12 protein-coding genes and 2 pseudogenes are annotated in these 19,901 nt (G+C 70.0%); 4 read left to right on the top strand and 10 right to left on the bottom strand.

Translation table 11 applies throughout. The features are described from left to right. Positions 1-82: 82 nt before the first annotated feature. The 7 genes and pseudogenes from QMQ26_RS10555 to QMQ26_RS10525 form a co-directional block, all read right to left on the bottom strand. Positions 83-1,777: an ABC transporter substrate-binding protein gene (locus QMQ26_RS10555; protein ID WP_282205525.1), complete on the bottom strand. Its 1,695-nt coding sequence runs from the start codon at positions 1,775-1,777 to the stop codon at positions 83-85. Continuing rightward, the gene (locus QMQ26_RS10550; RefSeq protein WP_282206488.1) at positions 1,774-2,880 is read right to left on the bottom strand and encodes an ABC transporter ATP-binding protein; all 1,107 of its coding nucleotides are present in this window, start codon (positions 2,878-2,880) and stop codon (positions 1,774-1,776) included. The genes QMQ26_RS10555 and QMQ26_RS10550 overlap by 4 nt, the downstream gene beginning before the upstream one ends. 29 nt (positions 2,881-2,909) lie before the next feature. After that, a complete protein-coding gene (locus QMQ26_RS10545) occupies positions 2,910-3,947 on the bottom strand; it encodes an ABC transporter ATP-binding protein (protein WP_282205524.1) in 1,038 nt (345 codons plus the stop codon). After that, positions 3,944-4,957, bottom strand: a complete 1,014-nt coding sequence (locus QMQ26_RS10540; protein ID WP_282205523.1) for an ABC transporter permease — start codon at positions 4,955-4,957, stop codon at positions 3,944-3,946. The genes QMQ26_RS10545 and QMQ26_RS10540 overlap by 4 nt, the downstream gene beginning before the upstream one ends. A 3-nt stretch (positions 4,958-4,960) precedes the next feature. Beyond that, positions 4,961-5,947 (bottom strand): ABC transporter permease, encoded by a 987-nt coding sequence (locus QMQ26_RS10535; RefSeq protein ID WP_100835893.1) that lies wholly within the window; start codon positions 5,945-5,947, stop codon positions 4,961-4,963. A 14-nt stretch (positions 5,948-5,961) separates the two neighbouring features. Next, a complete protein-coding gene (locus QMQ26_RS10530) occupies positions 5,962-7,467 on the bottom strand; it encodes a GH1 family beta-glucosidase (RefSeq protein WP_282205522.1) in 1,506 nt (501 codons plus the stop codon). Between the two features lie 927 nt (positions 7,468-8,394). Further along, positions 8,395-9,401 (bottom strand): annotated as a pseudogene (locus tag QMQ26_RS10525) (LacI family DNA-binding transcriptional regulator); the annotation flags it as partial. Between the two features lie 749 nt (positions 9,402-10,150). Here QMQ26_RS10525 and QMQ26_RS10520 point away from each other — a divergent pair. Then, positions 10,151-11,431 (top strand): glycoside hydrolase family 6 protein, encoded by a 1,281-nt coding sequence (locus QMQ26_RS10520; protein WP_282205521.1) that lies wholly within the window; start codon positions 10,151-10,153, stop codon positions 11,429-11,431. A gap of 107 nt (positions 11,432-11,538) precedes the next feature. On the opposite strand, the gene QMQ26_RS10515 is transcribed toward QMQ26_RS10520, so the two are convergent. The 3 genes and pseudogenes from QMQ26_RS10515 to QMQ26_RS10505 form a co-directional block, all read right to left on the bottom strand. Beyond that, complete coding sequence (locus QMQ26_RS10515; RefSeq protein WP_282205520.1) at positions 11,539-14,157, bottom strand: CBM35 domain-containing protein; 2,619 nt, start codon at positions 14,155-14,157, stop codon at positions 11,539-11,541. 536 nt (positions 14,158-14,693) lie between these two features. After that, positions 14,694-15,008 (bottom strand): annotated as a pseudogene (locus tag QMQ26_RS10510) (IS630 family transposase); the annotation flags it as partial. 475 nt (positions 15,009-15,483) lie between these two features. Then, positions 15,484-17,550, bottom strand: coding sequence for a Shedu anti-phage system protein SduA domain-containing protein (locus QMQ26_RS10505; RefSeq protein WP_282205518.1), 2,067 nt, complete (start codon positions 17,548-17,550; stop codon positions 15,484-15,486). 509 nt (positions 17,551-18,059) lie between these two features. Between QMQ26_RS10505 and QMQ26_RS10500 the strand changes: the two genes are divergently transcribed. Genes QMQ26_RS10500 through QMQ26_RS38265 form a run of 3 tightly spaced genes read left to right on the top strand, consistent with a single transcriptional unit; the run spans position 18,060 to position 19,900 of the window. Continuing rightward, on the top strand, positions 18,060-18,224 hold the full coding sequence (locus QMQ26_RS10500; protein WP_282205517.1) for a hypothetical protein: 165 nt from the start codon (positions 18,060-18,062) through the stop codon (positions 18,222-18,224). Positions 18,225-18,275: 51 nt separating this feature from the next. After that, positions 18,276-19,226: a hypothetical protein gene (locus QMQ26_RS10495; protein WP_282205516.1), complete on the top strand. Its 951-nt coding sequence runs from the start codon at positions 18,276-18,278 to the stop codon at positions 19,224-19,226. Beyond that, the gene (locus tag QMQ26_RS38265; protein WP_404814108.1) at positions 19,208-19,900 is read left to right on the top strand and encodes a Cap15 family cyclic dinucleotide receptor domain-containing protein; all 693 of its coding nucleotides are present in this window, start codon (positions 19,208-19,210) and stop codon (positions 19,898-19,900) included. The genes QMQ26_RS10495 and QMQ26_RS38265 overlap by 19 nt, the downstream gene beginning before the upstream one ends. Position 19,901 lies beyond the last annotated feature (1 nt).

The following is a 19,901-nucleotide window of genomic DNA, read 5'->3' as shown; positions in this document are numbered from 1 at the left end:
GGTGGTGGGGGAAGCGCTCCCGTCCGGCGGGTCCGGAAGCGCTTCCACCCGTGGGCGTGCGGCTCCGCCGCCCGAGGGTGCGTCAGCCGCGCGGCGTCAGCTTGAGGATGATGTACTCGTACGCCTGGCTGTTCGGCGACGGGTTCATGTACGGGTCGCCCGCGTTCGGCCAGCCGGTGAAGTGGGTGTCGTTGTACTCGTACCAGGCCGGGCCGTAGAAGACCGGCACCGCGGGCACGTCCTGCGACATGATCTGCTGCAGGCCGTGCAGCGCGGCCTGCTCGGCCGCCGGGTCGGCCGCCGCCTCGAAGGACTTCACCGCGTCCAGCGACTTCGCCGGGTCGTACTTGCTGAAGTCGCCCGCCGCGACCTTGCCGGTCTCCGCGCCCATCCGCGGGTCCAGGACGTACTGCAGGCGCTGGTACGGCGTGCCGCCCTGGCCCCAGTGGATCGCCGCATCGTACTTACCGGTGGTGATCGCGGTGTTCCAGCTGTTGAAGTCGAACGCGCCGTTCGCGTCGACGTCGAAGCCCAGCGCGTTCAGGTCCTTGGCCATCGCCTGCGCCGCGCACCAGTAGTCGGTGAACGAGTTGGGGTCGATGATCGTGAACTTGATGGTCCTGCCGTCCTTGGTCCACTTGCCGCCGGTCCGGCTCCAACCGGCCCCGCTCAGCAGCGAGTCCACGGCGGCCGTGTCGGCCTCCGGCTTGAGGTCGTCCTTCAGCGCGGGGTCCAGCGCCTTGGCGTCGTTGGGCAGCAGCAGGCCGCTGGAGGAGGTGGCGGGCAGCGCGTAGTCGGTCTCGCACTGGCTGGTGTACGCCTTGCGGTTCATGCCGGCGCTGATCGCCCGCCGCACCGCCGGGTCGGCCAGCGCCGGGGCGCTCTCGCTCTTGGTGTTGAGGAAGAGCGAGACGGTGTTGGACGCCGGGAAGTACGGCGCGTCCTGCTGGAACAGGTGGTGGTGGGTCGGGTCCTTCCCGACGAAGGTGCTCAGCACGTTGGTGATGTTGTTGCCCGCGAGGTCGATCTCGCCGGAGCTGAGCGCCAGGGTGGCCGCGTCGTTGGTGGCGTAGGCGGGGAAGGAGATCCGCTTGACCTTCGGGGTCTCGCGGAACAGCGGGTTCACCTTGAAGGTGACGTTCTGGCTGGTGAACTTGTCCAGCAGGTACGGGCCGGTGCCGATCAGCTGGTCGGCCTTGACCACGGCGGTGGCCGGGTCCTTGATCCCCGACCAGACGTGCTCGGGCACGATCAACTGGTTGGCGATGCCGACGAAGTTGGCCTTCTGCGGGCCGTCGAAGGTCATCACCACGGTGTCGGCGTCGGGCGTCTCGATGCCGCTCGGCAGCGGGGCGCCGCCGCCGTTGGCCGCCGGGTTGGCCTTCAGCAGCTCGAAGGTGAACTTGACGTCGGCCGAGGAGAACGCCTGGCCGTCGCTCCACTTGACGCCCGGGGTCAGGGCCAGCTTCAGCGTCCGGTTCCCGTTCGACCACTCGTAGCCCTTGGCCAGCCACGGGATCGGGTCCTGCTCGGTGAGGGTGTTGAACTGGAACAGCGGCTCCCACACCAGCGAGCGGGCGTTGGCGACGGTCACGAAGGAGTTGCCGTCGAACGGGTTGTAGTTCTCGGTGAAGGAGGGCACCGGGTTGGACTCCACCACCAGGGTGCTGTCCTTGGCGCCTTTGCCGGAGCCCGCGCCGGAGCCGGAACAGGCGGTGATACCGAGACCGATCGCCGCGACCAGGGCGGCGGCTCTCCAAGCGGTGGAACGGCTCATGACGACGTGCTCCTTCTGTGGTTCGACTGCTCTGGTCCGGCCTGGGTGCCGGTGGGGGTGTCGGCGTGGGTCTCGGTGAGGGCGCCGGCGTGGGTCTCGGTGGGCGCCGCCGCGCGGTCCGGGCTCAACAGCCAGCAGGACGCCACCTGTTCGGGCCCGGCCGGCAGGGCCGGCGGCGCGGCCTGCGCGCACACCGGCATCGCGAACGGGCAGCGCGGGTGGAAGCGGCAGCCGCCCGGCGGGTCGATCAGGCTCGGCGGGGCGCCGCGGCCGTGCAGCACCACCGGCCCGGACCGGTGCGGGTCCGGCGCCGCGCTCAGCAGCAGCCGGGTGTACGGGTGCGCGGGGGAGTCGGTGATCTGCCGCGCCGGGCCGGACTCCACCACCTGCCCCGCGTACATCACCACCACGGTGTCGGCCAGGTAGCGGGCCGAGGCGATGTCGTGGGTGACGTAGAGGATCGCCAGCCGCTCGCGCTCGCGCAGCTCGTCCAGCAGGTTGAGCACGCCCAGCCGGATCGACACGTCCAGCATCGACACCGGCTCGTCCGCCAGCAGCACCCGGGGCCGGACCGCCAGGCCGCGCGCGATGGCGACCCGCTGGCGCTGCCCGCCGGACAGCTCGTGCGGGAACGCGTCGAGGTAGCGGTCGGCCGGGGTGAGGCTGACCCGCTCCAGCAACTCCTTGGCCAGCACGTCCAGTTGCTCGCCGCGCGCCTTCCGGTGCAGCTTCAGCGGACGCTCCAGGTGGTAGCGGACGCCGTGCACGCCGTTCAGCGAGGAGAACGGGTCCTGGAGGACCAGGTGCACCTGGCTGGTGTACGCCCGGCGCTCCCGGGCCGAAGTGCCCACCGGCCTGCCGTCCAGCAGCAGTTCGCCCGAGGTCGGGGTGATCAGCCGGGTCAGCAGCCGCGACAGCGTGGACTTGCCCGAGCCCGACTCGCCCACCACCGCGGTCACCGTCGCCTCGGGCAGCGCCAGCGAGACGTCCTCGGCGGCGCGCACCACCGCGCGGCCGCCCAGGCCCCGGTGCACCGGGAAGTGCTTGGTCAGGCCGCGGGCCTCCAGGGCCGGGACGCCCGGCCGCTTCGGGCCGTGCACCACGCGCGGCGCGGCAGGGTCGACCGTGCCGGTCACAGGTTCCTCCCCAGGGATCGGGCCGGCGGCGCCGGCAGTTCACGGCCGTCCTCGTGCAGCCAGCACGCGGCCAGCCGCTCGCCCCGGCCGCCCGCGAGCCGGACGGTGGGCGGGACGTCGACCGCGCAGCGCTCCAGCGCGGACGCGCAGCGCGGGTGGAACGCGCAGCCGGTCGGCAGCGCGGTCAGGGCCGGCGGCGCACCGGGGATGCCCTCCATCCGCACCCGCTCGCCGTGCAGCGCGGGGAAGGAGTCCAGCAGCCCCGCCGTGTACGGGTGCCCGGGGCCCTCGAACAGCTCCCGGGCCGGGCCGCGCTCCAGCAGCCGCCCCGCGTACATGATCGCGATGGTGTCGGCCAGCTCGACCAGCAGCGACAGGTCGTGCGTGATGAAGACGATCGCGAAGCCCAACTCGTCCTTGAGCCGCAACAGTTCGTCGAGGAACTCGCGCTGGGTGACGACGTCCAGCGCGGTGGTCGGCTCGTCCATGATGACGATCTCCGGGTCCAGCGCCAGCGCCATCGCGATCATCACCCGCTGCCGCATGCCGCCCGACAGCTCGTGCGGGTAGCTGCGCAGCCGGTCCGCGCCGATGCCCACCAGCCGCAGCAGCTCCACCGCCCGCTCGGTGCGCTGCGCGGCGGTCAGCCCGGCGCGGTGCGCCCGCAGCGCGTCGGTCAGCTGCGCGTCGATCCGGGCCACCGGGTTCAGGGCGTGCATCGCGCTCTGGAAGACCACCGAGATCTGGTTCCAGCGCACCCGGCGCAGCTCGGCGGCGTCCGCCGCCAGCAGGTCCAGCGAGCCGTCCCGGCCGTGGAAGCGGACCTCGCCGCCGGTGATCACGCCGGGGGCGCGCAGCAGCCGGGTGACCGCGTACGCCAGGGTGGACTTGCCCGAGCCGGACTCGCCGGCCAGGCCGAGCACCTCGCCCCGGTGCAGGGTGACGGTGGCGTCGGTGATGGCGCGCACCGCTCGGTCGCCCAGGCCGTAGTCGACGCAGAGGTCGCGCACTTCGAGGATCGGTTCGCCGGTCACGGCTGGGCCTCCAGGGTCTTCGGGTCTTCGCTCCGCGCGGCGGTGCGCACCACCGTGGGCGTGAACTCGCCCTCCGGGGAAGGCGGTTCGTCCCGCGTCGGCGCCGCCGTCCGCAGCACCGGGGTCAGCCCCAGCCGGAAGCGGACCTTCGCGGCCCGGCCGGTGCGGGCCGAGGAGAGCCGCGGGTTGGTGATCTCGTCGATGCCGAAGTTGATCAGCGCCAGCGCGATGCCGACCAGGGCCACCGCCAGGGCCGGCGGCAGGTACCACCACCAGTAGCCGTTGATCGCCGCGCCGGACGCCTGCGCCTCGTTGAGCACCGTGCCCCAGGTCACCGAGGCCGGGCTGATCACGCCCAGCCAGGCCAGCGCGGTGTACGTGCCGATGCCGTAGATCACCGTGAAGATGAACGCCGAGGCCAGGATCGGCAGCAGGTTCGGCACCACCTCGAAGACGATGATCCGCCAGGTGCGCTCGCCGATGACCTTGGACGCCTCGACGTAGTCCTGTCCGCGCAGCGCCATGGTCTGGGCCCGCAGCACCCGGGCGCCCCAGGCCCACGCGGTGACCGCGATCACCGTGCCGATCAGCAGCGGGTTCGAGGTCTCCGACGGCGGCAGCGGCTTCATGATCACCATCAGGATCAGCAGCCCGGGCAGCGCCAGGAAGATGTTGGTCAGCGCGGACAGCACCTCGTCCGCCCACCCGCCCAGGTACCCGGCGGTGACGCCGACCAGGACGGAGAGCACGTTGGCCAGCGCACCGGCCAGGAAGGAGATCAGCAGGGTGTCGCGGCCGCCGGCCAGCAGCCGGGAGAACAGGTCGTGCTGCTGCTGGTCGGTGCCCAGCCAGTGCGCGGCGGACGGCGCCAGCGGCAGGCCGCTGCTGCGGTTGGCCTGGAAGTCCGGCGCGTGCGGGGCCAGCAGCGGCCCGAACAGGGCCAGCAGCAACAGGACCAGCAGCAGCACCAGGCCGGTGGCCACCTTGCGGGAACGGAGCGCGCGGGGCATCGCTCAGGCCTCCTTGCGGGCGCGGGGGTCGAGGGCGACGTACGCGATGTCCGCGATCAGGTTCACGGCCAGCACGGTGAACACGACGACCAGCAGGATTCCCTGGAGCAGCGGGAAGTCGCCGGTCAGGATCGCCTGGTAGATCTGCCAGCCGACGCCGGGGTAGGTGAAGACGATCTCGGTCACCAGCGAGCCGGTGACCACCAGGCTGATCGACAGCGCGAAGTTGGCGATGGTCGGCAGGATCGCGTTGCGCGCGGCCACCGCCGCCACCTTCCACGCCGGCAGGCCCTTCGCCGCCGCGACCAGGACGTAGTCCTCGTCCATCGTGGTGACCATCAGGTTGCGCATGCCGACCACCCAGCCGGCCAGCGAGGCCAGCACCACGGTCAGCACCGGCAGCGCGCCGTGCCCGACCACGCTGAGCACGAACGGCCCGTTCCACCCCGGCGTCAGGTCGGCGTCCCGGCCGATGTCGTAGCCGTTCTGGTACGGGAAGAGGCCGCCGAAGAAGCCCAGCGTCATCATCACCAGGAAGGCCAGGATGAAGTACGGCACCGCCTGGAAGAAGGTGGTGGCCGGCAGCAGGGCGTCCAGCAGCCCGCTGCGGCGCCAGCCGATGACGATCCCGCCCACCGTGCCGACCAGGAAGGCCAGCACGGTCGCCGTGCCCACCAGGCCCAGCGTCCACGGCAGGCTCTCGCCCAGGATGGTCGCCACCGGCGAGGACTGCGAGGTGGAGACGCCCAGGTCGCCCCGGAGCAGGTGGCCCAGGTACGTGAGGTACTGCGAGAGCAGGCTCGCGTGGCCCCCGCCGTACTGGGCCTCCAGGGCCCGGATCGCCTCCTGGTCGAGGTTGGCCGAGCGCAGCTTGGACAGCACGTTCTGCAACGCGCTGCCGGGCAGCAGCCGGGCCAGGAAGAAGTTGGCGGTCACCGCCGCGAAGCCGGCCAGCAGGTAGAAACCGAGACGGCGCACGATCGTTCGCATCTGCGGGCGCTCCTTCAGGGCCGCCGGGTCAGGCCGCCGCGGCGGCTGGTCCGGCCGTACCAGAGCGCGCTGTTCTTCGGCGTGCGCCGCTGCGAGGCGAAGTCCACGTAGACCAGGCCGAAGCGCTTCGCGTAGCCGTACGCCCACTCGAAGTTGTCCATCAGCGACCAGGCGAAGTACCCGGCCACCGGCACCCCGGCCTCGATCGCCTCGTGCACCGCGCCCAGGTGCTGGTGCAGGTAGGCGATCCGCTCGGTGTCGTTCACCACGCCCTCGGGCGAGACGTAGTCCTCGCAGGCCGTCCCGTTCTCGGTGATCACGATCGGCAGGCCCGGACGCTCCCGGTGCACCCGGTCCAGCAGGTCGCGCAGACCGGACGGGTCGATGCTCCAGTTCATCGCGCTGACCTCGCCGGGCGGCTGGTGGAACGCCACCCCCTCGGCGCCCGACCACGGACTGTGCTCGCTGCGGCCGTGCGCGTCGTTGCGGACGCCGCCGCCCGCCGAGACCACCGCCGGGGTGTAGTAGTTCAGGCCCAGCTGGTCGATCGGGGCGGCGGCGGTGGCCAGGTCGCCGGGCCGGACCAGCCCGTCCCAGTCCACCAGGTGCGCGGTGTCCGCCAGCAGGTCCTCGTCGTAGGCGCCGCGCAGCATCGGACCGAGGAAGACCCGGTTGCCCACCGCGTCGATCCGCCGGGCGGCGTCCAGGTCCGCCGGGCTCTGGGTGAGCGGCCGGACCTGGTGCAGGTTGAGCGACACCGAGAGCTTGGCGCCGCGCGGCAGCACGGAGCGCAGCGCCGCCGCACCCAGGCCGTGCGCCAGGTTCAGGTGGTGCGCCGCGCGCAGCGCGTCACCGGCGTCGGTGCGGCCGGGGGCGTGCACCCCGGAGCCGTAGCCCAGGAAGGCCGAGCACCAGGGCTCGTTCAGGGTGGTCCAGTGCCGCACCCGGTCGCCCAGCGCCTCGCCCGCCAGCCGGGCGTACTCCGCGAAACGCTCGGCGGTGGCGCGCCGCGGCCAGCCGCCCGTGTCCTCCAACTCCTGCGGCAGGTCCCAGTGGTAGAGCGTGGCGACCGGCGTGATGCCGGCCTCCAGCAGTTCGTCCACCAGCCGCCGGTAGAAGTCCAGCCCGCGCTCCACCGCCGGGCCCCGCCCGGTCGGCTGCACCCGCGGCCAGGACACCGAGAACCGGTACGCGTTGAGGCCCAGCTCCTTCATCAGCGCGACGTCCTCGCGCCAGCGGTGGTAGTGGTCGGCGGCCACGTCACCGGTGTCGCCCCGGTGCACCCGGCCGGGCGTGCGGCAGAAGGTGTCCCAGATCGACGCGCCCCGCCCGTCCTCGTTCGCCGCGCCCTCGATCTGGTACGCGGAGGTGGCGCTGCCCCACAGGAAGCCGACGGGGAAACGGCGGACGTCCTCCGCGCCCTCCGCGTCCTCCGCGTCCTCCAGGGGGTTCACGGAGTCCACGGCGTCCGCGCGGACGGTGGAAGGGGTGGGGGCCGGTCGGGCCTGGACAGAAGTCATGTGGGAGCGCTCCCATTCGTGGGCGTGACGCAAGGCTGCGCTGCGTCGCCGGCCGGGCCGGACGACTGCTGATGCGGAGGGGGATTCCATCGGTCCTTCAGCCGGAAGCGAGATACTGGAAGCGCTTCCACGGCCGTGCCGGAAGTTTCGGCCGTGTGAGGTCGGGGTGTCAAGGGTGTTGCCCGGGTGAACCGGAAACAATTTGGAAGCGCTTCCAGTACTCGCACGCCACGTCCCACCGCAACACCACCTGCCTCGCCACCTGCCGCGCACCACCCCGACACCCCCACCGCACCCGAACGAATCACCGCCGCCGGGGCGAGTGACGGGCTCCTCCCGACCCGGCCCGGCAGGTTCGGACCCAGGCTGTCGCCGCACGTCGGCGCCGTTCGCCGAGCTCCGTCCCGGCGTTCGCGTCGTCCCCGAACTGCCTGGCGACACAGAGGCGGTGGGCCTTTCCTGATCACTCCTGTGAGTGCCGTCCGGCTCTCGGCGGGTTCTAGCTCTGACTGACCGTCGATCGCGCCGCCCGCCGCCCGCCGCCCGCCGCCGTACGTCTGCGCCGTTCGCCGAGCCCCGCCCCGGCGTTCGCGTCGTCCCCGAACTGCCTGGCGACACAGGGGCGGTGGGCCTTTCCTGATCACTCCTGTGAGTGCCGTCCGGCTCTCGGCGGGTTCGAGTCCTGGCCGGCCGTCGATCGTGCCGCCGCCGCACGTCGGCACACGTCAGCGCCGTCCGCCTGTCGCCGCCTCCCACCGTCTGCCGGAGTCCTGCCTGCTACGCCTGCCGCACCCGACCGGTCCGCCGCCACCGGGGCGGGCGACGGGCTCCTTCCCGGCCGTCCCCGCAGGTGCCGCCCGCCCGTCCCTCAGTGGGTCCCGCGGGTCGCGGCCGGGGCGGCGGTCGGGGCCGGGAGGGCGGGGACGGGGCGGATTCGCGGACGGTCAGTCGGGTGGGGAGGATCAGCGGGCTCGGGTCCTGGCCGTCGATCGCGCCGACCAGCATCCGGGCCATCTCGTGGCCCAGGGCCCGCACCGGCTGGTGCACCGTGGTCAGCGGCGGGTTGGTCAGCCGGGCGCTGGCCAGGTCGTCGAACCCGATCACCGCCACGTCCTCGGCACCCGGCGTCCGCGGCGGCGCAGTTCCCGGAGCGCGCCGATCGCCATGCCGTCCGAGGCGGCGAAGACCGCGTCCAACTGCGGGTGCGCGTCCAGCAGTCGGGCCATCGCCCGGACGCCGCCCTCTTCCTGGAAGTCGCCGGAGACCGCGTCCAGCAGGGGGACCCCGGCCAGCAACAGGCCCTCGGTGAAGCCCTGTTGGCGGACCGACGAGACCCGCTGGTCGGCCTGGCCGGTGATCATCACCGGTCGCCGCCGACCGGTCCGGGCGAAGTGCTCGGCCGCCAGTCGGGCGCCGCCGCGGTTGTCGGCGTCCACGTACCAGCGCGGCTCGCCGGTCAGCGGCAGGCCGCCGAAGACCACCGGGACGCCGGGTTGTTCGCCCAGCCCGCCCAGCGGATCGTCGCCGTCCAGCGGCATCAGCATGATGCCGTCCGCCCGCCGCGAGCGGACCGTCTGCCGCAGGCGCTCCCGGCCGCGCGGGGTGTTGGCCAGCAGCAGGATCAGCTCCAGGTCGGACTGTTCCAGCGCGGCGCTCACCCCCACCACGACCTCGGCGAAGAAGGGATCGGCGAACAGCCCGGCCTCGTCGCTGGAGGCGGCCAGCACGACCGCGCCGACCTTGCGGGTGGCCAGGGCCCGCGCGGTCGGGTTGGGGACGTAGCCCAGCTCTTTGACCGCCCGCTCCACCGCCTCCCGCTTTGCCCGACTGACGTGCGGCACGTTGTTGATCACGCGCGAGGCGGCGGTACGCGAGACGCCGGCCCGTTCCGCCACTTCGTCGAGGGTCGGCATGCGCCTGGGCGACGGCTCCATCGAAACACTTGCTCCTCGGCTTCACGTGGCGGCGGACACTGCGATGATCCCACGCCCCCGGCCGTCCGGACCGTGACCCACCGGAGCCGACGCGCACGCGTGCCCGGTTTTTCCGGTAGCGCTTCCGGCCGCCGACCCGCTGCCCGCCCCACCCCGGACGCGCCGACCGTCCCGGCCGCCACCCACCACCGTCCACCGCCGTCCACCGTCGGGCCGCCCCAACGCCCCGACGCCCCGACGGGCGGCACCCGGGCACTCCGGACCCGCCTCAACCCGCCCTAACCCCTCTCTGAGCTGCGAAAATAAGACCCACCCCACCCCCGGCTCCTCTCGAAGGCCCCTCGACGGCCCCTCCGGACCGCACCCGGCAGCCGTCACCCGGGGCACCACCGACCGCCCGCTCACGGCGATGCCCCCGCCGCCCGGCCGCCCGGACGGCTATTGACACGTCCGTCGCGCACCCCCCACCATGAGTGCCCACGGCGGCCTGGGCCAACGACAAAACTGGAAGCGCTTCCACCCCGCTAGCCTTCCAGCGCACTGCCGACCGCACCACCCCGCCCCGCCCCGTGCTTCCCGCCTGCCCGCCCACCTGCCCGTCCGCGCGCACGTACGCACGGCCGCCCGCACCACCGGCCCGCGCCCTCGACGGCGCGCCGCCCGGCTCCGCGTGCCGCCGATCCGCCGGACCCCGCCGCCGGGCACACCCCCACCCACCCCGCCACCCCCGTACGAAGGAGACTTTCCCCATGAGCAGAGTGCGACGGTTGCTCGTCCCCGTGGCCTGCGCGGCGCTCGCCTCCGGCGGCCTGGGCGGCGGAGTGGCCGCTGCCGCGTCCGGTACTCCGGCGGTCGACCACACCCTGCCCGCGAACACCCGCTTCTACGTCGACCCCGAGGCCGGGGCGGCCCGGCAGGCGGTCGCCGACCTCAGGGCGGGCAAAGTCCAGGACGCCCTGCGGATGGCCCAGTTGGCCAGCTGGCCGCAGGCGATCTGGCTCGACTACGGCACCCCCGCCGAGATCGGGAAGGTCGTCCGGAAGACCATGCTGGCGGCCAAGGCCACCGGCACCGTCCCGGTCTTCGTCCTCTACAACGTCACCGGCCGGGACTGCAGCTTCTACTCGGCCGGCGGCGCTGCCGACCCGGCGGCGTACCGGGCCTGGGTCCAGGGCGTCGCCGACGGCATCGGCACCGGCCGCGCCGCGGTCATCGTCGAACCCGACGGCCTGGCCCTGCTGCCTAAGGACTGCCCGGAGGGCGACCCGGACGGCACCCGCACCGAGCAGCGCTACGCCGAAATCCGCGCCGCGGCGGACATCATGGAGGCCCAGCCGAAGACCTCCGTCTACCTCGACGGCGGCAGCAGCAACTGGCAGCCGGTCGGCGAGCTGGCCGGACGGCTGATCAAGGCGAACCTGTCCAAGACCCAGGGCTTCTCGCTGAACGTCTCCAACTACCAGCCCACCGACCAGCTCAACCGGTACGCCACCTGGGTCTCCACCTGCGTCTGGTACGCCACCGAGGGCCCGGCCGAGGCCCGCGGCCGGACCGACACCTGCGCCAGCCAGTACTACTCGCCCGCCGCCCCCAACGACGGGCAGCCCGGCAACGCCGTCGACTTCTCCGACCCCTCCACCTGGAAGTGGGTCGACGCCTGGTTCGACGGGACCGTCGGGAAGCCCCCCGTCCAGGACCTCACGCACTACGTCCTGGACAACAGCCGCAACGGCCAGGGCGCCTGGATTCCCCCGGCGGGCAAGTACACCGACGCCGAACCCTGGTGCAACGCCCCCGGCCGCGGCATCGGCGTCCGCCCCACCGCCGACACCGGCCGGCCCCTCGCCGACGCCTACCTCTACGTCAAGACCATCGGCGAGTCGGACGGCACCTGCCACCGCGGCACGGCGGGCCCCGCCGACCCCGAGTACGGCAGCGAGGACCCCGCCGCCGGCGCCTGGTGGCCGGACTTCGCCCACACCCTGGCCCGGAACGCGAACCCCGCCCTCACCTTCAACCTCGGCCGCTAGGACCTGACTTCGACCCCCGCCGCCGACAAGACCACCGGGCCGCCGGATCGCCCACGGGGGGAGGCGATCCGGCGGCCCGGTGCCGCCCGCTCCGGGTGGCCCGGCCGTCAGAGGGTGACGGTGGAGACGGAGGCGGCCCACCCGTCGGGGTTGCCGAACCGGATGGTGTTGTCCCCGGCCCGGAGGGTGACGGTGACGGTCCTGGCCTGCGGGACGGTCCAGCTGCCGTTGCTGGGGAAGTCGACGGGGGTCGGGGTGCCGCCGTTGACGGTGATGTTCCCGGTGCGGGCGCCGGCGTCGCCGTTGATGTAGTCGATCCGCAACTGGTAGGTGCCGGCGGTCTCGGCGGGGACGGTGAAGGTCAGGGTGCCGGTGTTGGTGGTGCCGCCGATGAAGCCGACCAGCTTGCCGTCGAGACAGGTCGGGCAGGCGGTGACCTGCGCCTGGCCGCCGAGGGTGCCGTCGGTGTCGGCGAAGTACAGCCGGCCGGTGGGGACGGTGGGGACGCTGAGGGTGGCGATGGAGGCGGCCCAGCCGTTCGGGTTGCCGAACCGGATGGTGTTGGCACCGGCCTTCAGCCCGACGGTGACCAGCTTCGACTGGACCGTCGTCCAGTTGCCGTTGCTGGGGAAACCGACGGGGGTCGGGGTGCCGCCGTTGACGGTGATGTTCCCGGTGCGGGCGCCGGCGTCGCCGTTGATGTAGTCGATCTGCAGCTGGTAGGTGCCGGCGGTGGCGACCTCGACGTCGGCGAAGGTCAGGGTGCCGGTGTTGGTGGTGCCGCCGATGAAGCCGACCAGCTTGCCGTCGGGGCAGGTGCCGCAGGCGGAGACCTGCGCCTGGCCGCCGAGGGTGCTGGCGTGGTCGGCCTGGTAGGTGGAGGCGCCGACCGGCGCCGCCCAGACCTGGGCCGCCTTCAGCGCGTCCGGGGCCGCCGCGCAGGCGGTGAGGTCGACCGGGGTGCCGGAGGTGCCGGTGGTCGCGCCGTAGACGTCCGCGCACAGGCCCGCGCCGGCGGTAGACCCGGTCAGGACCAGGTTGCCGTCGCGGCCGTAGGACCAGTTCTGGTAGCCGGCGTCCGCGGCGGCGCCGCAGGTGTCGACCCGCAGCCACCGGCCGGACTGGCCGTTGACGGCGCTGGCCGTGGTGCCGGACGGCGCGGTCAGGCACTGGGCGGTTCCGCCCGCTCCGGGCTCGACCAGGCGGACGGTGCCGTCGGCCCTCAGCTGCCACTGCTGCCTGGTCGCCCCGGTGCAGGTGGCGATGTCCACGGCGGTGACGGACCCGTACCGCTCCAGGCACAGCGGGGCGCTGTTGATGCCGCGGGGACTGGCCGATATCTGGCCGGTGGGGGTGTACCCGGCGCAGCCGGCGTTCGGGGTGATCCTCAGCATGGCGTTGTCGTGGCTGCCGATGTTCGCCAGCGCCACCGATCCGGCGGAGGCGGCGGAGGTGTCCCCGGCCCAACCCTGGTTGCCCCAGAGGTCCTTGACGGTGTAGCCGCAGCCGCTGCCGGCCGGATCGAGGCCGAGCGCGGACAGGCTCAGGCTGTAGCCGGCCTGGACGGCGGCGCCCTTGTTCAGCACGACGGCGGCCAGGCTGCCGTCGGACAGCGGCTTGGCGACGAGCTCGACACCGCTGCCGGAGCCGGCCGGCCCGTCGCCCATCCGCACGGCTCCGGCGCCCAGGGCGTCCTGGTCGACGGCGATGACCTCGGCGTTGTTCAGGGCGGCCAGCGCCGCCGCCGACAGGTGGGGGACGTCGGTGCTCAGGATCAGCGGCGACGACGTCACCGCGTACAGCGCGAGCTGGCTGCGGGTCTCGGCGTCGGTCAGCTGGTCGGGGATCAGGAAGTCCGGGTCGTTCCAGTTCCCGGGACCGGAGTAGCGGGCCAGCTCGGTGTTGTAGCCGTACTGGGTCAGCACGCCCGCCTGGTTGCCCGGCTTGGTCCAGGCGCTTCCGCCGGCGTGCGCCATCTTCACGTCGTAGCCGCTGCGCCAGAGCTGGCTGCTGCTGGCGGAGGCGTCGACGATCGAGTACCAACTGCCCAGTTCGGTCGGGCCGATGGAGAAGTAGGCGGGCGCCGAGTTCGAGAAGACCATGTCGCGGTGGCCGGCGTTCTTCTTCAGCGCGGCGGCGAAGGCGGCGTAGTCCCTGGTGTACCCGGCGAGGTTGTTGTCGGCCGAGGGCATGTTGCAGCCGTCCAGCTTGACGTAGTCCACCCCCCAGGACGCGAACAGGTCGGCGTCCTGCTGGAAGTGGCCGTAGTCGCCGGGGTAGCCGCCGCAGGTCGAGTTGCCGATGTCCTCGTAGATGCCGAACTCAAGTCCCTGACTGTGCAGTTGCTGTCCGAGGTACGCCATCCCGTTCGGGAACCTGGCCGGGTCCGCCACCAGGTTGCCGCTCGCGTCGCGGGAGCGGGTCATCCAGCAGTCGTCGATGGTGACGGTCCGGTACCCCTTGGCGGCCAGCCCCGAACCGACCAGGGACGCCGCCTGCCCCAGGATCAGCGCCTCGGACGGCCCGACGTCACCGCTGTTCGGGTTGTCGGCCGAACACCCGAACCGGGCCCAGTTGTTGTAGCCCATCGGAGGAGTGACCGCCAGCGCACTCCCCGAAGCACTGGTCGCCGTGGACGAGGCCCGCGCCGCCTGCGGGGCCAGCACCAGGCCCGCCAGCACGATCGCACACACGGCGACGGGCCGGAACCGAAGAGAGCGTTTCATGCCGGTACCCCTTCAACGGACGAACGGAACGACCTCCAGGCCCCTCGCCGCCACGAACCGGCCCGCACCGAGACGCGGACGGAGCCGATCGCCGGGGCCGCACCACGCGGTCGGTGCGGCAATAGCAGCAACATGATGCTCGAATGTCAATGAAACTGGCCAGTATCAAGCAGCTTCAATCATCACCACGCAACTCCAGTCACCAGGACGAACGCCCCTCGCCCGGTCGCCGCACCCGAGAACACCGTTTCCGCAGGCCGGCGGGGTGCTGACCTGCGGAAACGGATGAGAGGCCGACCTGCGTCCCCGCAGCTCGGAGAGGGGCCCAGAGGTGGCAGTGCGGCTCCACCATGCCTCTGACCTGGGAAGGCGGGGGTGTCGTGGAAGATCACTTCACGGCCGGTGCACATACGGCGGCCTCAACCGAACTGAGGGCCAGCTCGTGCGCGTCCCGGGGCGGCCACGCTGCCGGCGAGTCGGCGCGCGTTCAGACCTTGTTCTACGTGGCGATACTGAACTTGATCGGGTGATGTCGGTCAGCCGTTCATGATCAAGCCGGTGCCGACAAGGCAGTCGCCGACCAGGTCGGGGTGGTGCTGGATCTGCTTGAGCCGGTGCTTCACGGCCCAGGTGATCTGGCTCGGGTCGGCGGCGGCGAGGTTGCCCATGCCGCGTTTGACCAGCGTCCAGATGCCCTCCTGCGAGTTGAGGCCCGGCGCGTGGGAGTGCAGGTGGAACACGGTGAGCCAACGGGGGCTCGCCTCGATGAACTCCCGTAACGGTGGGGCCACCTGGGGGCAGACGTTGTCCCGGACCGGCACGGTCGGACCGCCGAGCCGAATCCGCTCCCGCGCGGCCCCCTCGGCGTCGGTCAGCCCCCACCTTGCGCGTACCTCACGCCAACAGAGCTGCCGAAGGCAGCCGACCACTGCCATGCGAACGACTCCGGCATCACCCGATCAAGTTCGGTACCGAAAGGAGCGAGAAGGCGTGCTGCAGCCAATCCCTCTCCAGATGTTCCCGCAGGTCGAGCAGGTCAGAGCCCTGCTCGACCTGCGGAAACGCCGAGAGATCGAACCGCGTTACCGCAGGTCAGAGGGTGTCCTACAGGTCGTAGTTCTGATCAAACATGCCTCTGACCTGCGGAAACATGCCCCTCAAGGAAGATCATTTCACAATCAGTGCACACGCGGCGACCTCAACGGATGAGAGGCACCGGAAAGTGCCGGGCGATGCCGAGGGATCGCGCCGCCTGCTCGGTGCGCGGCTTACGGAGAGCTACCGAAGTACGATCCCGTCCCTGGCTGTGAGGTGGGCGACAGAGTCCTACTGGTCCGCCACGATGAAGCATGCTCGGTCGTAGAGTTCGTCGAACGTAATGACCTCGATGCCTTGGACGGAGGATCGGTAGAGTTCGAAAGAGCTGAGCTTTTCCGGGTTGACCTCGCCGTCGTGTTTGAATTCGGCCAGGCTGCCGATCACGAGGACCTGGTGGGGCTTGGTAGTGGAGAGTTCGGTGCCGGTCGGGGTGCCGTCGGCCTGGTAGAGCCGGGTCAGTTCCTCGGAGATCAGCCGTTGGGCTTTGTGGACGGTCTTCTGGACTTGGGCGACTCCGCCTCCGAGTTCCGTCGAGACCTGGTAGATGTCCGGGGTGCGGTAGAGGGTCTTGGCGAGCAGTGGTGTCTCATGGGTCTTGATCTCGCAGAACAGCATGCTGCTGATAAAGCCTTTGGAGCGCATGATCGCGTCGATCCGCTTGCCGGCTCCGGTGAAGATATTGGCTCCGGTGGTGATACGTTCCAGCTTGCCGTCGTCGAGGGCTTCGCAGGCGACGAGGTTGAGGCCGTAGCCGAAGATCCAAGGGTTTCCTTCGAAGTAGTCCTGCCAGAGCGCTTCGCTGGACTTGGTGGTTCGCTCCTTTTCCTTCCGAAAGTACTCGGGGTCGTTCAGCAGTTGGTCGAAGTGTCGGAGTTGGACCTTGCGGTTGCTGATGAGCCGGATGTCTTCTTCGGTGAGGGAGCCGCCGATTGCGGTCTTGAGCGCGTGCAGGAGCATGGTCCGGTCCTGGCCGTTCAGCATCTCGGCGAGCTGATCAGCGTCGCCGGCAGCGAGGCCGGCACGACTGCCAGGGGTGTGGAGCCCGGTACACCCTTGGAGGAAGTTGATGACCTTCCAGAAGTTTTCGTGGGCGTCACTGGTGTCGACCACCGCCTTGATGATCTGGGTGGTCTCGGTGCCGGGGATGACCTCCATGGCCACTGCCCTCTCGGCTTTGGTCTTGTCCTTCTTCCACAGCTTGATGCGGGGGGAGTAGGTATCGTCCTTCCTGATGATGGTGACGTTGCACAGGGTCGCTACCTGGGGTCGGTCGTCGAGAACGAAGTCAGTGACCCGCCTGTTCGCCCGAGTGTCGTAGAAGTAGTGGAAGCCACCGTCCGCGGCGGAGCGGATCTCAAGGTCTGAGAAGTCCTGGCGCACAACGTCGAAGTCGGTGGAGGCGAAGTTAATGCGAGCGCCGCGGATCACAGGGGAGACCGGTGTGGCCGCCTGGCCTCTCCAGTCGTGCGGGATGTAGGGCATCGGCCCCATGTCGCCTTCGATCACAAGCGACTGCACGTCTTCGCGTCCGAGCCGCGCGAGCACCGCTCCCAGCTGCTGCCAGATTGCATCGACCACCACTGGCGTGAACGCCGGGAGGAGCGGGCGGTCGACGGTGAGGACGGCCTCGTAGGTGCTGGCAGTCCAGTTGTCGCCCGGCATGGGTTGGTAGAAGCCGCCGTCACGGCGCAACGTGAGTGTGGCCTTGCGTAGGAGGTCGCGGGTGGCCTCCTGGCCGTCGCAGTCGAGGAGGCTGTAGATCTGGCCGAGAACGAGGTCGAGCTTGCCCGCGTCATCGTCGTTCAAGGGCAACGACACCAGGGGGCCGACGGCCTGTACCCGGACCGGTGTGTAGATCGGCCGACCCGACAGGAACCGAAAGGCGCGAAGCGCCCAGCCGTCCGGTTCCAGAAGGCGGTTCAGTCGGTCGACGCGCTGTGAGGCTTGGTCGGCATCGGAGAGCACCTCCGGGTGCAGGGTCTGCACGAGGAAGGCGAGCAGCACCTCGTCCGGCCCGGAACGGAGTTCCAGGCGGGGATCTGTGAAGATCCAGTCGTCGTCCCAGTCGTCGTTGTTGAACCGGTGCTGGAGGATGTCGCCGCGCGCAGTGGCGAATCGGCTGTCGGTCGACGGCAGCTGGTCGAGCTTGTAGAGCCGTTCCAGGAACGCGATCTCGTCGTCAAGCCGGCCCCACCACGGAGCGTCGGTGCCGCGCAGGTAGTCGAAGATGTCACGCCGCGTCACTGCGGTGATCTTCGTCGTGGGTGAGGCCGGAGAGGCATCGGGCGGGGTCATGCGTTCAGAATGGACCCCCACGCACCAACTCGTCCGGAGATTAACTGGCTTCGAGGTCTTCCTTGCAAGCTGGCGCAGCGGCTGTGCATCCAGTGTCGGTCCGCGTCCTGCTGGGGCCAGCCCAGGGCGATGTGCCGCTACGACGGCCACCGCGTCCCCCAGGCGACCATGCTGCGGCTGCTGCGGGACGAGGGCCTGCTGCTGGAGGCGAACTACCAGCGGGAACGGCGCCAGCTCGCAGTCTGTCGAAAGGCCGTGTTCGCTACCGAGCCGACCGGCCCGAACCGAGTCTGGCAACTGGCTTCTCCGGGTTCGAAACCACCGACCGAGGCACCTGGCGGCGGGCCGGCTGCCGTGATTACTGGTCGAAGTACGAGCCCGGTTGGCACGCGGCCCCGACCGCGAACCAGCACGACGCCGTCGCCGCCATCGAGCTCGCCCTCGTCGAAGCCGAACGGCTCGCCGGCTCCCGGTCAGTCGACCTCGCTCCGCGCGACACCTAAGGCGCAGTGCAGCCGCTGGTCACGATCGTCACCGACAACGGCGGACCGTTCCGCTCGTTCCGCTTCGAGGCGTTCATCGCCACCCGCCCCGAACTTCGGCACGTGCGTACCTGGGTCCACACTCCGGGCCAGAACGGCTCACGCGAGCGCGGTTTCGGCTCGCTGAGATAGATTCTTCCGATCCAACGACGCACAATGTCCTGGCATGAGGTAATGGCTACCGTGGATCGCAACTCGATGAGGAAGGTCGTTGAAGGCCAGCTCCTCCGCCTCGAAGGCAACGCCTTCCAAGACTGCATGGACCGACTCGGCCTGGAGCTGTACCCCGGTGACTACCAGCCGGTGCGGGCAGCCGGACCGAAGGGCGACACCAAGAACGACGGCTACTGCCCGAAGGCCCGGGTGTTCTTTGCAGCGCACACCACGCGCGGGGAGCGGATCGACAGGACCAAGGCCAAGATCCGTGGGGACTTAGAGGGCTGCCTCAAAGAGCACCGTGACGTGAGGGTATGGCGCTTCCTCACCAACGACACGCTGCCTGGCGAGGTTGACCAGTACATCGACAACGACCTCCGCCCCCTGTACCTCGACGTCACCATCGAGGTCTGGGGGCTCAAGACGCTCGCCGATGAGATCTGCAAGCTCAACCAGAAGCAGATCGACAAGATCATCGATGTCAACTCCCCTGCTGGGCCCAAGCCGAAGCCCCCGGAGAATCCACAGGTCGTACAACTCAGTCACATGAAGACAGGTCGGGACCTCTGGCCGATCCTCTCTATCTCTGATGCTTGGATGCCAACGATCGAGCCGGATGGCTGCACCGAGGACGATGAAGACCTCATCGATGCGGCAGTCCAGACCTTCACGGACTGCCTTGAGATTTCTGAAGACATAGAGATCTCCCGATTTTCCATGCGAGAAGCCCAGCGAGGCATCACTAGCCTCCTGGGCGAACTCAAGGACAAGGGCTTTGCCGTCTATGCAGGTGCCATCGATAGCCATCCCATTGGTGGTGGCATATCGCCGATTTTGGTGAGCATGGCCATTTTCAAGATCGTTCGAGTAGCCGGCGAGCAACCGTCACCCTTCTTTATAAAGCTGACCCGATTGCGTTCGCCAGATTCGATTAACTACTCCGACGCTGACTCCGAGGCATGGAATGCCGGCAGCTAAACCCGTTCAACGCACCCAAGGACGGACAACCGATGAACCTCAAAGTTCGTATATCCATCGCCATCGCCGCTGGCGTGGGTTTGGCGCTGGCAGTTCTTGACGGTCAGGGCGTGACACAAGTCCCCTTCCGCATCTTCTCCATTGGCGGACTAGTAGCCACCCTCGTGTTCGCACTATGGGAGCGGTTTATTTGGAAGTGGAAGGTCGTTCGATACTTCACGGATGTCCCGCTAATCGCAGGAACTTGGCGCGGAGAGACAGTGTCGCAGTATGTCTTGCCGGACAAGACGAAGTTGCCTCCCATACCAACGGCCGTATATATCTCTCAGACCGCCTCTAATGTCACTGTGACTCTCTTTACAGGTGAATCGAAGTCGGTTAGCGAGCGCGCCAAACTCATCAAGGATCCTGACGGATGCTGGCGCCTTAGCTGGCAGTACCTCAATACGCCACGGCCTGAGGTGCGAGACAGGAGTCAGCCGCACAGGGGCGCTGCCGAAGTCACCATTGGTCAGCAGACTGGAGAGGGGTTGCAGGGGTCCTACTTCACAGACCGTCCCACGCAAGGTTCGCTGCATTTGTCTGAGTGGTCGCCTGTTCGGTATGGCAGTTCTGCCACGGCACTTGCGGGTGGGGAATTCCAGGACGCACAACCATACGCGAAGGGAAAATAGG

Origin of the sequence: Kitasatospora fiedleri, assembly GCF_948472415.1 — a bacterium.
Classification (GTDB): Bacteria; Actinomycetota; Actinomycetes; order Streptomycetales; family Streptomycetaceae; genus Kitasatospora; species Kitasatospora fiedleri.
The sequence above is the reverse complement of the archived record's forward strand: the minus strand, read 5'-3'. Positions and strand labels throughout refer to the sequence as shown.